Annotated in this window: 13 protein-coding genes and 1 tRNA gene; 4 read left to right on the top strand and 10 right to left on the bottom strand. The window is 58.7% G+C overall.

What is annotated here, in order from left to right:
- Window positions 1-112: 112 nt before the first annotated feature.
- The 4 genes from ACZO0A_RS05935 to rfbA form a co-directional block, all read right to left on the bottom strand.
- Complete coding sequence (locus ACZO0A_RS05935) at window positions 113-1,015, bottom strand: hypothetical protein (RefSeq protein ID WP_302375959.1); 903 nt, start codon at window positions 1,013-1,015, stop codon at window positions 113-115.
- A 123-nt stretch (window positions 1,016-1,138) separates the two neighbouring features.
- The gene (gene rfbB / locus ACZO0A_RS05930) at window positions 1,139-2,203 is read right to left on the bottom strand and encodes a dTDP-glucose 4,6-dehydratase (protein WP_294781892.1); all 1,065 of its coding nucleotides are present in this window, start codon (window positions 2,201-2,203) and stop codon (window positions 1,139-1,141) included.
- Between the two features lie 3 nt (window positions 2,204-2,206).
- Window positions 2,207-3,112: a dTDP-4-dehydrorhamnose reductase gene (rfbD, locus tag ACZO0A_RS05925; protein WP_215693256.1), complete on the bottom strand. Its 906-nt coding sequence runs from the start codon at window positions 3,110-3,112 to the stop codon at window positions 2,207-2,209.
- An 18-nt stretch (window positions 3,113-3,130) separates the two neighbouring features.
- A complete protein-coding gene (rfbA, locus tag ACZO0A_RS05920) occupies window positions 3,131-4,015 on the bottom strand; it encodes a glucose-1-phosphate thymidylyltransferase RfbA (protein ID WP_215693254.1) in 885 nt (294 codons plus the stop codon).
- Window positions 4,016-4,304: 289 nt separating this feature from the next.
- On the opposite strand from rfbA, the gene ACZO0A_RS05915 reads away from it, so the two are divergent.
- The 4 genes from ACZO0A_RS05915 to ACZO0A_RS05900 all read left to right on the top strand — a co-directional run bounded on the left by ACZO0A_RS05915 (window position 4,305) and on the right by ACZO0A_RS05900 (window position 6,313).
- Window positions 4,305-4,643, top strand: a complete 339-nt coding sequence (locus tag ACZO0A_RS05915; protein WP_215693252.1) for a hypothetical protein — start codon at window positions 4,305-4,307, stop codon at window positions 4,641-4,643.
- A 134-nt stretch (window positions 4,644-4,777) separates the two neighbouring features.
- Window positions 4,778-5,710 (top strand): class B sortase, encoded by a 933-nt coding sequence (locus tag ACZO0A_RS05910; protein ID WP_291211724.1) that lies wholly within the window; start codon window positions 4,778-4,780, stop codon window positions 5,708-5,710.
- Window positions 5,711-5,759: 49 nt separating this feature from the next.
- Window positions 5,760-5,843: transfer RNA gene (locus ACZO0A_RS05905), tRNA-Leu, on the top strand.
- Between the two features lie 62 nt (window positions 5,844-5,905).
- Window positions 5,906-6,313 carry a hypothetical protein gene (locus ACZO0A_RS05900; protein WP_486846155.1) on the top strand — a complete coding sequence of 136 codons (408 nt, stop codon included), beginning with the start codon at window positions 5,906-5,908 and terminating at the stop codon, window positions 6,311-6,313.
- Window positions 6,314-6,511: 198 nt separating this feature from the next.
- Here the strand turns inward: ACZO0A_RS05900 and ACZO0A_RS05895 are convergent, their stop codons facing one another.
- The 6 genes from ACZO0A_RS05895 to ACZO0A_RS05870 form a co-directional block, all read right to left on the bottom strand.
- Window positions 6,512-7,300: a TPM domain-containing protein gene (locus ACZO0A_RS05895; RefSeq protein WP_215693172.1), complete on the bottom strand. Its 789-nt coding sequence runs from the start codon at window positions 7,298-7,300 to the stop codon at window positions 6,512-6,514.
- A 16-nt stretch (window positions 7,301-7,316) separates the two neighbouring features.
- Window positions 7,317-8,393 carry a Trm112 family protein gene (locus ACZO0A_RS05890; protein ID WP_215693170.1) on the bottom strand — a complete coding sequence of 359 codons (1,077 nt, stop codon included), beginning with the start codon at window positions 8,391-8,393 and terminating at the stop codon, window positions 7,317-7,319.
- Window positions 8,393-8,881 carry a hypothetical protein gene (locus ACZO0A_RS05885; RefSeq protein ID WP_215693168.1) on the bottom strand — a complete coding sequence of 163 codons (489 nt, stop codon included), beginning with the start codon at window positions 8,879-8,881 and terminating at the stop codon, window positions 8,393-8,395. The genes ACZO0A_RS05890 and ACZO0A_RS05885 overlap by 1 nt, the downstream gene beginning before the upstream one ends.
- The gene (locus tag ACZO0A_RS05880; protein ID WP_215693166.1) at window positions 8,881-10,203 is read right to left on the bottom strand and encodes an SPFH domain-containing protein; all 1,323 of its coding nucleotides are present in this window, start codon (window positions 10,201-10,203) and stop codon (window positions 8,881-8,883) included. Before ACZO0A_RS05880 ends, ACZO0A_RS05885 begins: the two co-directional genes overlap by 1 nt.
- 63 nt (window positions 10,204-10,266) lie before the next feature.
- Window positions 10,267-12,027, bottom strand: a complete 1,761-nt coding sequence (locus ACZO0A_RS05875) for a zinc ribbon domain-containing protein (RefSeq protein WP_302375904.1) — start codon at window positions 12,025-12,027, stop codon at window positions 10,267-10,269.
- A 218-nt stretch (window positions 12,028-12,245) separates the two neighbouring features.
- Window positions 12,246-13,874, bottom strand: coding sequence for a hypothetical protein (locus tag ACZO0A_RS05870; protein WP_486846154.1), 1,629 nt, complete (start codon window positions 13,872-13,874; stop codon window positions 12,246-12,248).
- Window positions 13,875-13,885: the final 11 nt, after the last annotated feature.

Here is a 13,885-nt window from a genome sequence, read left to right as displayed (position 1 = left end):
TATATATGTGGCTATTATAGCATATTTGTCGGGAGATTGCATCCCTGTTTATAGGATTGCAAAAAAAATCAGCACCCCCATACAGAGGTGCCGATGCTGATATAGAAACTGTTTACTCCGCCGTGCTTTCGCTGTCGGCGGTGTCCTCCGTGGATTCTGCAGTGTCCTCTGCAGGCTGGGCGTCGCCCTCTTCTGCGGGCTGCTCGCCTTCCGGCTGCGGTGCTTCCTCCGCCGGGGCGGTGTCGGCGTTCAGCTGGTCGTTTTGCAGGTCCTCCACCAAGGCATCTGTCGGGGCAGGCGTGGGGGTAGCTTCCACCTTCATGTCGCTCTCGCGCAGGGCGGTCAGGTACCACTGGCGGTTCTCGCCGCGGGTGAACACGTAGTCCATATACTTCGTCGGTTCGGTGGGGGCCATCAGGCTCAACTCACCGGTGGTGTTGTTCGTGGCGGTGGGCACATATCCGACCGTGACGATGCGTTTGCCATCCTTCTTGGAAATCATCTCCACCGTGGGCGTGTACAGAGCCACCGAACTGGTGACAGGCACGTAATAGGCCTGCTTTTCCTCATCGTACTGGTAGACGAACTCCGACGTGCTGAACGAGCCTTCCGTCACCTGGTAGTCCGGCCCCAGCAGGTTGGAGATATAGGTGTCGATTTCCAGCGCAGGGATCAGCGCCGAGCCGGTGTCGGGGTCGCGCTCGTACTGGTCCAGGCTGCCGCCGCTGTTCTGCACCTGGTAGACGGTGCCCCAGATGGCGGCCTGCTTGAACACGCCCTCATCGACGGTGCTGACATCGTCGAAGGCGACCGGGTCCAGCATGACCATACCGTACAGGCGGTCGTGGTACTCGTCGCGCAGGCTGCTGTCATCCAGTGCCGAGCGCACCAGCCCGATGACCCAGCCCAGCACGGTAAACAGACCGATGAGCGCCAGCAGCAGCGCCGCGCCGCCCACGATCTGCCGCGCCAGGCGGCGGTTATTGCGGATATGTTCTTCTCTGTAATTTGCCATTGTGGATGTGTTGCTCCTTTGGGAGATTGAAAAGCGGTGCGGCGGGGTGAGGACACCCCGCCCTACACGCCCATTGAAAGGGATCGTAGGGCAGCATGCCCCATGCCGCCGCAGGTGGGCTTCTTACTTATTCTTATACATCTGCTCGTAATATTTCTGGTAATCGCCGCTGGTGACGTGGGCCATCCAGTCGGGGTGGGCCAGATACCAGTCGATGGTCAGCACAATGCCCTTCTCAAACGGAGTCTCCGGGTACCAGCCCAGATCCTCCTTGATCTTGGTCGGGTCAATGCCGTAGCGGCGGTCATGGCCCAGGCGGTCGGCAACGTGGGTGATCAGCTCCTCGCTGATGCCCTCATCCTTCAGGCGGTCATGCAGCTGGGCAATGACCGTCTTGACGATGAAGATGTTCGGGCGCTCGTTGTGGCCGCCGACGTTGTAGACCTCGCCGTCCTTACCGCCGTTAGCGACCATATCAATGGCCTTGCAGTGATCCATGACGTACAGCCAGTCGCGGATCTGCATACCGTCGCCGTAGACGGGCAGGTTCTTGTGCTGCTTGGCGTTGTTGATGAGCAGCGGGATCAGCTTTTCGGGGAACTGATAGGGGCCGTAGTTGTTGGAGCAGCGGGTAATATTCATCGGCATACCGTAGGTATCGTGGAACGCCTTGACGAACATATCCGCGCTGGCCTTGGAGGCAGAGTACGGGCTGTGGGGGCACAGCGGGGTCGTCTCCATAAAGTAGCCCTCGGCACCCAGCGCGCCGTAGACCTCATCGGTGGAGACCTGCAGGTACTTCTTGCCCTCTTTCCACGTCTTTGCGGCGGCATCATACCATGCGTCCTTGCAGCACTGCAGCAGGTTCACGGTGCCCAGCACGTTGCTCTCGACGAAAATTTCGGGGTTCTTGATGCTGCGGTCGACGTGGCTCTCGGCGGCAAAGTTGATGACGTAATCGGGGTCATACTTGGCGATCAGGTCGGTGACGAGCGCCTTGTCGCAGATATCACCCTGCACAAAGATGTGGCGGGCGTCGTCCTCGATGTCCTGCAAATTCTCGAGGTTGCCGGCGTAGGTCAGCTTGTCGAGGTTGATAAGGCGGATATCCTCATACTTTTCCAGCATATAGTGGACAAAGTTCGAGCCGATGAAACCGGCGCAGCCGGTAACGAGATAGGTTTTCATAAATCAAAGTTCTCCATTCCAGTTTGCAAAAAAGTCCTTGAGGGCATCCTGCCAGTCGCGCATCTCGTCGCCGACGGTGCAGCGCAGCATACGGTTCTCCAGGGCGCTCCACGCCGGGCGGTTGGCACTGGCGGGGTTGGCGGCGGCGTACTGGGCGCTGGTGACAGGCTCGACCTTGCAGGAAAGCCCTGCCCCCTGCATGATGGCGGACGCGAAATCATACCAGCTGCAAATGCCGTTGCCGGTGCAGTGGTAGATGCCGTAATCGTGGCTGACGGCCAGCTTGAGAATATGGTAGGCCAAATCGACGGCGTTCGTCGGGTTGCCCAGCTGGTCGTTGACAACGGTGATTTTGTCGTGGGTCCGGCCCAGGCGAATCATCGTCTTGACGAAGTTTTTGCCGTAGTAGCTGTACAGCCATGCCGTGCGCACAATGAAGTGGCGGCGGCAGAACCGCTCGACATACTGCTCACCCAGCAGCTTGGTCTGGCCATAGGCAGAGATGGGCGCGGGCACGGCGCACTCGTCCAGTGCAACGCCGCCGTTGGCCGTGCCGGGGAACACATAGTCGGTGGAAACGTGGATAAGCCGCGCCCCGATTTTCTCGCACGCCAGGGCCAGGTTGCGCGGGCCGATGGCGTTGACTTTAAACGCCGCGTCGCGGGCGGTCTCGCAGCCGTCCACGTTGGTGAAGGCAGCACAGTTGATGACCGTATCGGGCTGGTGGCGGCGGATGTAGTTGATGGTGGCCTCCCGGTCGGTGATGTCCAGTTCGTCCACATCTACCGGGATGACCGTGGCTTTGCGCAGGCGCTCGGGCAGCGGGCCGATGGCGCAGCCTTCCTCAGAAAGCTGGCGCTGCAGCTCGGTACCCAGCTGCCCGCGGCAGCCGGTAATCAAAATTTTCATGCGTACTCCCCTGCTCTATCAGTATTGCAGCTTGTCATCGGCGACATTCTTCAAATGCTGGCCGTAGGGGGATTTGCCATAGCGGGCGGCGCTTTCCAGCAGCTTTTCCTTGGTGATCCAGCCGTACTTGTAGGCAATTTCTTCCGGGGCAGAGATTTTGATGCCCTGGCGCTGCTCAACGGTCTGCACAAAGGTAGCAGCCTCGACGAGGGAGTCCATTGTGCCGGTGTCGAGCCAGGCATAGCCGCGGCCCAGCAGCTGGACATCCAGCTTGCCCTGGTCGAGGTACATCTGGTTCAGTGTGGTGATTTCCAGCTCACCGCGGGCACTGGGCTTGACCTGCTTTGCCATCTTCACGACCTCATTATTGTAGAAGTAGAGGCCGGTGACGGCGTAGTTGCTCTTGGGGTTAGCGGGTTTTTCCTCAATGTCGGTGGCGTGGCCGTCCTTGTCAAACGCGACGACGCCGAAGCGTTCGGGGTCGTTGACATAGTAGCCGAACACCGTGCTGCGACCGTTGGCGGCGTTGGCGGCGGCGGTCTTCAGGCGCTTGGAGAAACCGGCGCCGTAGAAGATGTTGTCGCCCAGAACCATGGCGCAGCAGTCGTCACCGATGAACTCCTCACCCAGGATGAACGCCTGGGCCAGGCCGTCCGGAGAAGGCTGGACCTTATACTGCAGATGCAGGCCGTACTGGCTGCCGTCGCCCAGCAGCGCCTCAAAGCGCGGGGTGTCCGTGGGGGTGGAAATGATCAGAATGTCCTGGATGCCCGCCAGCATCAGCGTAGACAGCGGATAGTAGATCATCGGCTTGTCATAGACGGGCAGCAGCTGCTTGGATGTGACCATCGTCAGCGGGTAAAGTCGGGTGCCGGCGCCGCCGGCAAGGATAATACCTTTCATCGTTACAACTCCTTTAAAATTTTGGTGCAGTGCGCGCCGCCCATCCCATTGGGGCATAATCTCACACAATACGATTAAAGTTATTATACAGCATTTTGCAAGGGCACGCAAGGGGGAAATCTTGCCGTGATGTGTACCCATTTGTTGCCAATTTGTTACTATTTCTTTGCAATGCCTTGACGGATAGAACAAGCTGTGCTACAATACAAACAGTATAAACCACGATGGCACGTCGCTGCATCGTTTTTGATAGAAGCTAAAGACTGAATATGAGGAGGCGTTTTCTTCGATGAAACGCTTTTTTTGTGCGGCCTTTTTTGTGGCCGTCGTTGCGTTGCTGGCCGCCTGCGGCGCACTGAATGTAAACTCCGCCGCAGCCCAGGCTACGGCTACCCCCACCAGTTCTACTTCCCGCACACAGAAGAGTGATTCCACCGTTAAGGTCAACGAGACCGCCGCCAAGGTGGATGTCGTCACGGCGCAGAGCAGCGCCAGCCCCACCGCTACGGCGGCCCCGGCCCAGGTCGAGACCCCGGCCACCGGGGATTTCCCCGTTGTGTATCTGGCTGGCGTGGTAGGTCTTATCCTGATTTGCTCCGCCGGGCTGCTGATGCTGCGCAAAATCTGATGTAAACGCCCTCCGGGGCGTTTTTTGTTTTTAAGCCTCCCCTGTCAAAAAAGGGTAGACGCCGAAGGCGGCCGGAGAGATCCCGACGAGCGTTCCCTTATGTGCCGCCACTTTCACAGAAAGGAGCCCCGTACATGCCCAGACGCTACCGCAAGCTGCGCGGGGATACCGCGTACTACCCTTTCGCGGCCCGCACCGGGTTACGCGCCCGGCAGCGCCGCCATGCGCGGCTGCTGCGCGTTCTGGGCACAGCGGCGCTGGCCCTGGCGGCGGTGCTGCTGGTGCGGCAGACTGTGTTCCGCGGCGGCCAGCCCAACGCCCCCGCGCCGATTGCCGCCGCACAGACCACCGCCCCCGGGCAGGCCCATGTGACCGTTGCGCCGGTTGCCGCGACCCGGGACGCCCTGGCCGATACCCGCGAGGCCGATGCTGCCGCCCACACCACGCCGGAGTCTGCCGCCGCGCCCACCGTGGAAAGCACCGCCATTTTGCCGCAGTACCGCGCATTATATGAAGAGAATCCCGATCTCGTCGGCTGGCTGCGCATCGACGGCACCGACATCGATCTGCCCGTGGTGCAGACCCCCGGCGACAACGAGTATTACCTGCGGCGCGGATTCGACCGCTTTTACGCCATGGGCGGCACCCTGTTTCTGGACGAGCGGTGCTCTCTCTCCCCCGATGCGCCCGCCGACAACTGGCTGATCTACGGCCATAATATGCGCGATGGTTCGATGTTTGGCCAACTGGTGTACTACCGCGACGAGGATTTTTACAAAGCGCACCCCACCTTCACGTTTGACACCCTGTACGAGCACGCCACCTGGCAGGTCGTGGCCGCGCTGGATACAGCCCTTGGCGCAGACGAACAACCCTACTACACGTTTTTTGACGCCGCCAACAAGCTGGACTGGCAGCGCCGGGTCGAGGCCATCACGGCGCTGGCGCTGTACGACACCGGCGTCACGCCCGAATACGGCACCCAGCTGTTGACCCTTTCCACCTGCGGCGATACCCGCCCCGACACGGACACCCGCTTCGCGATTTTGGCAATGCGGGTAGGATAACCCCTTGACATTTGCCCCCAATGCAGGTATAATGTCAAAGTACCTTCACGCCGGTGTGTTGGAATTGGCAGACGAGACGGACTCAAAATCCGTTGGTGGTGACACCGTATGGGTTCGACCCCCATCACCGGCATTCCTTATACCTAAGCCTTTTAGCGGCTTAGGTATTTTTTGTGTGGCAGACAAGATTCAGGCTTGTCTGCCATTTTGTCTGCCACTTTTACCCCAAATGGCAGACAAAACGGATTTATTTTCCGTTGGTTTTGGCGGACAAGTTCGCCCAACGGAGTTTTTCTCCTAAGCGATTTTTCGTTTGGGAGATTTCTTCTTTTCGGGAAGTTCGCCAAGGTTGATTTTGCTGGCAATCATGTTCGCGGCTTCCATTTTGCTGTAGGCGTCGAGTTCGCCAAAATTGCAGCAAATCGTCGTGTAACCGGGCGGCGACCAGCACAACTTGCCGTCCTCGATGATGCCGACGCCGCAGAGGGCCAGCAGCGATTGCGCGGCGTGCCGCACGGTTTGGGAGAGCAGGTCTTTGATTTTGGCTGCGATATAATGAACGGGGGCTGTTGCACATCCCCCAAAAAAGAAAGACCGAAGTAAAAGCCCAAAAAGGGCTTTACAACTTCAGTCTTTTGCTTTAAGTTAACAGTTGTGAAAAAAGAGACTCAAAAGCAAGAACAGCATATCGAAATTTTGGAAAAAGGTCAACAGTTAAAATTTCGGATGCCAACAGAAATAAGAATATCGAAACACAACGCGCTCTATCAGGCAAGCATCCAGCTTGAGGAACTGTATGGTTTAGAATTTTCCGCCCGAGCTTCCGCCGAAGCCGTCGCTGTCGGTACTCGAGCCGCTCGAACTGTCGTCCTTGACCTTGACGGGGTCGTATTTTTCAGTCTCGGTGGTGTGGGTGTAGGTGTCCTCCACCACGGACAGGGCCAGACCCTCGGCGGGCATATAGGCGTTGGCGTGCGTCTGCTCGTTGGCAGTTTTCATCTGCGCATAGAAGATGCCGCAGACGATGCCGGCTGCAACCAGCGGGATGACAAACACAAACACCCACTTGACCCACCCCTTGGCGGGGTCGTTGCCGCTGTCCAGCGGTGCACCCTTTTCGGCATAGAAATCCAGCGTGTCAGCGCACATTTCTATGTAGGTGTCGGAGGCCTTGTAATACGATCCGTCCGAGAGCATCGGCACGATCTTATCCTCGATCTGTGCAATGCGGTAGTCGGTAAAGGCGGTCACACCGCCGCCGTAGGTGATGGTAACATAATCACGGGAATCCAGCGCAATCAGGAACAGGATGCCGCTTTTGCCGTCGCCGTAGCCAAGGTCATAGTTGCGGTACCAGTCCTTGGCAAACTCGCGCACGTTCTGCCCGCCGATGTCAGACACCGTCAGCAGGTAGACGTTGACACCGTGTCCGGCACTGGCGTCCTGTGCCTTTTGTTCCAATTCAGCGGTCGCTTCGGGTTTGAACAGCTCGTAGGTGTCCATCACCAGCGGCATTTCGGCAAACGCCGGCACGGCACAGAGCAAGCACAGCACCAGTGCCGTAAGCAGAGAAAACAGTTTCTTTTTCATACTCTGTTTCCCCCTTTCAAAGCAGGAATGCAAGCAGGATCATCAGCGGAACACTGATGCCCGCGAACCAGGCGGCTACCTTTCGCTTATCAACTGGCAGATCGCCGACCAGCTTGCCAGTCTGCCCATTCATAGCGAACAGATAGTCCTTGCCCTGCCACTTGGTGTGCAGCATCCAGACGGGCAGCAGCGCGTAGTGCTTGGCGGTGTAATCAATGCTGATGTTCTCGCTCAGGGTGCTTACACTGTTGTAGCCGGTAATGCTGGCCGAAAGCTCGCTGCTGACCGAATTCTGCATACGGCTGTGGGCGCGGGCCTGGCAGGTGTCGGCGTCCTCGTCGTATTTGTCGGCCATATAGCCCGGCAGGAATGCTGTCGAGAAGGGCTGGAAGGCGCGGTAGTCATACGGCTCAATGGCGTCCATGTGGCCGTTGGGCATCTTGGTCGAGCCGTCCACCGGAACGCCCATGAACTGCGTGGTACCGGCGCGGCGGACATCATAGTGCTTGGTCGTGGTGATGACGTAATCGCCGCTGCGGTGGCTGGAGCTGGTCGTGGCTTCATATAGGCCCGAGCCGGAGGCGTTGGCATCGAACAGCCAGAACGGGACATACACGCCCTTGATCTCCTCGATATGGTTCTGCGAGGAGAAGGCATTGGGCAGGAAACGCTTCCCGCGATAGTATTTTTTCAGCGCGGCCTTGGCGGCGTTCTTATCCAGCACAAACGGCAGGACAAGCTCAGGCCGCTGCATACCGCTGAACTGCCCCGCAATGACCGTTGGGTTGCCGCAGTACGGGCAGCTTGTCGCGGCGGTCGTCTCGTCACAGATCAGTTCTGCGCCGCAGGACGGGCAGGAATAGCTGCGCAGCCCGGCGGCCTCGTTTTCGCTCCAGACGGAGTCGGGCGGCGGTGCCTGTTTACTCTGTGCCGCGGTTTCGGCAGCGGCTTCTTTTTCAGCATAGAGCGCTTCGATCTCAGCAGTATCGTAGCTGCTGCCGCAGAAGTCACACACCAGCTTTCCGCTGGCACCGTCAAAGTGAAGCGGACCGGTACAGGCAGGGCATTGGTAGTTGGTAAGCTGCGTTGCCATTATGCGTCACCTCTCTTTCCTTCGGTTTGCAGCTGCCCTGCCAGATCCTCCAAAAAATCACGCAGGGCGCTGCGCGTATTGCCATCGGCATCCAGATAACGGTAGATGATCTCGTCATCCGGGGCTTTGTAAATCAGGCAAACGCTATTTAACGTTTCATCGGTAATAAATAAGCCAGGAGAATTTTTCTTTTCGTCCGGCAGGCTTTCCAGCCCCAGCTTTTCTGCCAGAGCCAGGGCTTCTTGCCAATGGGTGTCCTCAACAGGGATATTTTCCAGTTCCACCCATTCATCACCCTTGTAATTGCAGCTGAAAAGGCAGCCGCCAGCCGGGTCGTTTCTTATGCTGAACCCATAGGTGTCGTCATAGCACATACCGGAATAACTGATGCTGATACCGGTCAGTGTGCCGGGCGGTGCTTTTTTACAGCCGGACATTGTCAGAAAAGCGGCTGCGGCGCAAAGCACCGCAGCAATTTTTTTGCGCATCACTGGCCAAACGGCTTACCGCACTCCGGGCAGAACTTGGGCGGATGGGCCGGGTCAACCGGGGTCCAACCACACTGGCTGCACTTGGCGGGGGCCGGTGCTGGCTTGGGGTTGCCGCAGTTGCAGCAGAACTTACCGGTGTTGGAGGTGCCGCAGCTGCATACCCAGCTGCCGGCTGCGGGTGTCGGGGCAGGCTTGGGGCTGCCGCAGTTGGCGCAGAATTTTCCGGTGTTGCCGGTCTGGCCGCAGCTGCAGGTCCAGCCTGCGGGAGCGGCTGCCGGGGCCGGGGCGGGCTGTGCGGCGGCCTGCTGCTGGGCGCCCATCTGGTACAGGTTCTGGGCGTTCATACCGCCCGCCGCACCGGCCATATTCATGCCCATAAAGGCCATGGCGGGGCCTGCGCCCTGATTGCCGGCTGCGGTCTGCATGGCGCTGGCCTGTGCGCCGACAAGATGCGCAGCGGCGCGGGTCGGGTCCATAAAGGCTGCGTTGCGCTGCATTTCCTTGAGCATCTGCTCGTCTTCCTCGCTGGCCTTCACGCTGGAAACACCGAAGGATACGATCTCAATGCCGCGCAGCTTGCCCCACTTGGCAGAGAGCACTTCGTTGAGGGCCTCGGCAAGCTCCATCGTATGGCCGGGCAGTGCGGAATAGCGGATGCCCATATCGCTGATCTTGGCAAAGGCGGGCTGCAGGGCGGTCATCAGCTCGGATTTCAGCTGCCCGTCGATTTCATCGCGGGTGTAGCCTTCTTCCACATTGCCGCAGACATTAGTGTAGAACAAAATGGGGTTGGTGATGCGGTAGCTGTACTCACCGAAGCAGCGGATGGCAATGTCGATGTCGATGCCGGCGCGCTGATCCACCACGCGGAAGGGCACCGGGCTGGGCGTGCCGTATTTGTTGCCCACCAGCTCCTTGGTGTTGAAGTAGTAGATGCGCTGATCCATCGGGGCCTCGCCGCCGAAGGTAAAGCGCTTGCCGATGTTCTGGAACACTGCGCCGATCGAGTCGGACAGGTCGCCGCTGAAGAGCGAGGGGGCGCTGCCGGTATCGTAGGTGTACTCACCCGGCTCGGCGCACATATCCACGACCTTGCCCTGCTCGACGATCATGGCACACTGGCCGTCGGCAACGGCCACGATCGAGCCGTTTGTAATGATGTTGTCGCTGCCCTTTGTGTTGGCGCTGCGTCCGCTCTGGCGTTTCCAGCCGCGGGTAGCCAACAGGTCAGCCGGCATGGCTTCACAATAAAAGTATTCCTTCCACTGGTCGGCCATAACGCCGCCAGCAGCGCCCATTGCAGCTCTGATAAGTCCCATAATGATCCTCCTATGTCAGGGGCGGGCAGGGCCCGCCCCATTTTGTACAGATAAATCAAGTCGTTATTTGTTGGCCAAGGCGGCCTTGTACTCCTCATAGCGGGGCGGCAGCTCTTCGAGCTCCTCGTTCCACTCGGTGCCGTCCAGCCTCATGTAGAAGCTGACCGCACAGGCCGTACCGTCCTCGCCCTCGTAGTCATACATGAACAGCGAGATGCTGTCGTCATACGGGTACAGGTTGAACTTATACGCATCGCTCTCGGTTATGTTCTGGTCAAGCACCCAGTCGTAGCCGTCCAGGATAGGCTCGATATGGTCATCATAGACATTGACCCACATCGTGATGACCGGGTCATCGGGCATACCGTCACGGTAAACCTCAAAGTAGTGGCTGCCGTCCTCGCTCTCACCGATGTAGCCCCAGCAATCGTAGGTGTCGGTGTCAAAGTAGTCGCGGTTCGGTACATTCTTGTAGTTTTCCATCCGGAACCAGCCGTACCAGTTGGTGTTGCCCAAATCAGCGTAGGTGTTGCCGTCGTCGTAGGTGTAGGGCGGGTCAGGCTCATCCGGGCCGTCGGTGCTGTCGATCAAGCCGTCGCCGTCATATTCGTCATCGCCGCCGTCCAGCAAATCGGGGTCAACTTCAGGCTTGGTGTCGCTGCGCTTAAAGACCATGGTCATACCGTCATACTCAATGGTCAGCAGGTCACCCTCGCGGGTGTAGGTCATGGCCGGGGTATCGGGTTCGGTCAGCGCGTAGAAGTTGCCGTCCTTCCATTGGAAGGTGACAAAATCCTCCATGTAGGTTTCGCCGGTGCCGTCCGCACGCAGCTCAATGTAGAAGTCCTCCATATCGACGAGGGCAAGCTCCTCCTTGGAGAGGGTGTACTCGCTGTCGGAGGCGGATTCCAGCACATAGATGCCCACATCGGTATCGCTGCCTGCGGTGGTGCCCTGGGTCATGTTGTCACCGTCCAGAGGCTGCTGCATGGTGCTGCCGGACTTGACGAAGTAGAGCGTCACGCCCTGTCCCTGTACATCGTTCAGGGTCAGAATTTCGTCTTGCAGGGTGCCGGTGCAGCTCAGGCCGCCGCAATCCAGCTGGAAGGCCCCGCCGTTCAGCGTCCACTTGCCATAGGACTTGGTGCCGTCCACCGTTACAACGCACTTGCCCTTGTCATTTAGGTCCATCAGGAACCCGCTGCCGAAAGCATCCTCGACCTGCGTCACGGAGCCACCAACCTCGGCGTAGGCTGCTTCCCAGGTGCCCTGATTCGGGTCACTGGCGTTCGGCTTGCCGGTGCGGATGGAGCCGCTGATCATTGTTACGATGATCATAAGCAGGAATACCACCGGGATGGCGATCAGGATTATCCGCTTGGGGGACATTGGTGCGCGGGGGCGCTTGGGCTTGCCGCCGGGGGCCACATTGCCGTAAGGGTTACCGCCCGTGCCGCCGGGTGGCGGCGGCGTGACAGCATGGGGAGCATCCGGGGGTGTGTTTCTGGCGTAAAGCGGTGCGCCTGCGCCGGTCTGCGGCGGTGTGCCGGGCGCATTGCCTGCGTAAGGATTCGCTGCGTTCGTCTGGGGCTGCGGGGCGGCAGGTGCGCCGCCTGCATAGGGATTGCCGCCGCTTGCCTGCGGCTGCGGGGGCGTCTGTACAGGCTGCGGGGGTTGCGGCACAGCCTGGGTAGGCTGAACCGGGGGCTGGGGCACAGCTGCGGGCTGTGCGGCGGGCTGCGGTACGGATACTTTTGCACCGCAATTCTCGCAGAATTTAGTACCGGGCTTTAACTCGGCACCACATTGCGTACATGTTGCCATAGTGTCTGCCTCCTTTTATAAAGTAATATTTTAGCGCAATACCGCATAATTCTAAGTGCCGATACGGCGAGCGAGGTGCGGCAGCTGCTAAGCCAAAAGCGCAGATAATACTGGATGTCTTATCAAGCATTTTGGCAACGCAGATGCCGTACCGCAGCCGCCGAAGCGGTGCTTAAGCCGCTAGGCGGGAATTGTGCGATGTTGCCTTAGAACCTTGCTTATTCCTGTGTCATTTCAAACCATACAGATTCCTGCTGCGGCAGGTTCAGAAGTGATTCCCCACCGATGTGCATTACATTGACGCCGCCGTAATCAGCGGGCATCATAGCCAGCGTTTCGCGCTGTGTACGCCCTGAATCCATACGGAACAGCGAAACGGAGCAGATCCAGCCGCGGTCATCCATACCAAGGTAGGAGATGCTGCTGTCCCATGTGGCCGGAATCCTCTGGCCGTTGGTGTATGCGCCGGTATAGAAGTTCGGCTGATCCTCGCAGATTTCAAACCAAGTGCCAGTATCCTCACTCACAAAGGAGCCGATCATGCCCGGAATGCTCAGCGGGGCGGTGTTCCAGACAGCCTCCATCAGGTTGAATTTTTCGTTATCGCGGGAAACGCCGTACACAGTCGCGTACTCGGCTCCGTACTCTGCATCGTAGGCCGTGCCGGTCTCAAACCGGACAATTCCGTTGATACCGAAGAGCGGACCGCCGTTGACCATGGTGCCGCACTGTGCGCCGCTGATGACATCAATGTATTCGACATTGCCGTTCTCGGTCAGAAGGAAAACATAGGGGGCGTAGTCCTGCCCGATGCTGGTCATCAGCATCTTTATATAGTCGCCGTAGCAGCCGCTGACCGCGAACTCGGTCTTGTCGCCCAACTCGTACCATTCCTTCATGGTCTGGTAGGTCATAGCGCCGTCAGGGGTAACATAGTCGGTCAGGGCGCGTACCGTCACCTCGCCTGTGGCAGTCACATCGCAGGTAAACCATTCATCCTGCCCGTGCAGGATCTGGCCGCTGGCCTGCCGCTTGTCGGGGTAAACATCTATGTCTGTCCACATCATGCCGGCCCCGGCAGGGGTGTACATCGGCACGGTGACGATAAGACCGCCTGTGTAGTAGGGGTAGACGGCAAAGTAGGTAAATACATCGCTCAGCCCGTTCAGGCTCTGTGCGCGCATCTTGTAAAGCTGGGATGCGTAGGTTGGGTCGTCGCTGCCGTAGTAAGCATCGAAATGCTGGGCCACGGCGCGCTGCACTGCTTTTAAGGTCAGGTCGTTGTCGGTGTAGCCAAGGTACTCGAGCATTTCGATGTTGGAAAGTTCCTTGCCGGTTTCAAAGTTGTAATGGTAGGCGCCCACATCGTGGTTGTACATTGTGTCAACGCTTGTGATCTGCAGGCTCAGTACCGGGCCGGTCCAGGTGCTTATCCAGATGATGTAGTTTGTGTCGATAAAATCATTGCGGGAGCGGGCGTCCTCGGCGCGCTCTACCAGATAGCCGAAGCGGTAGCCGATCATCTCGTTGATGTTTTTTGCGCCCTCGGTGTCATCATCGATCTGCGGAACCTCGTAAAAATAGGTGTACTTGTTGCCGTTGGGGTCGGTGTAGCTGAATTCCACATCATACAGCGTAGAGATGCGGGAATCATCAAACCTGCGGGAGGGCTGCGGCTTTTGCGGGGTTTCCTCCGTAGCTTCCACATTTTCAGCGGAGGTCTCGCTCACAGCACTTGCGGCCGGTTCGGTCGATTCGGTCGGCTCGGGCCGCTTGCTGTCCTGTGCGCAGCCTGCCGCCGACAGCAGCATCGCCGCCGCCAATAGTACGGCACAGCGTCTTTTCATGGTTGGTTCAC

The organism is Gemmiger sp. (assembly GCF_057431175.1).
This window is presented reverse-complemented; position numbering and strand designations above follow the sequence as displayed.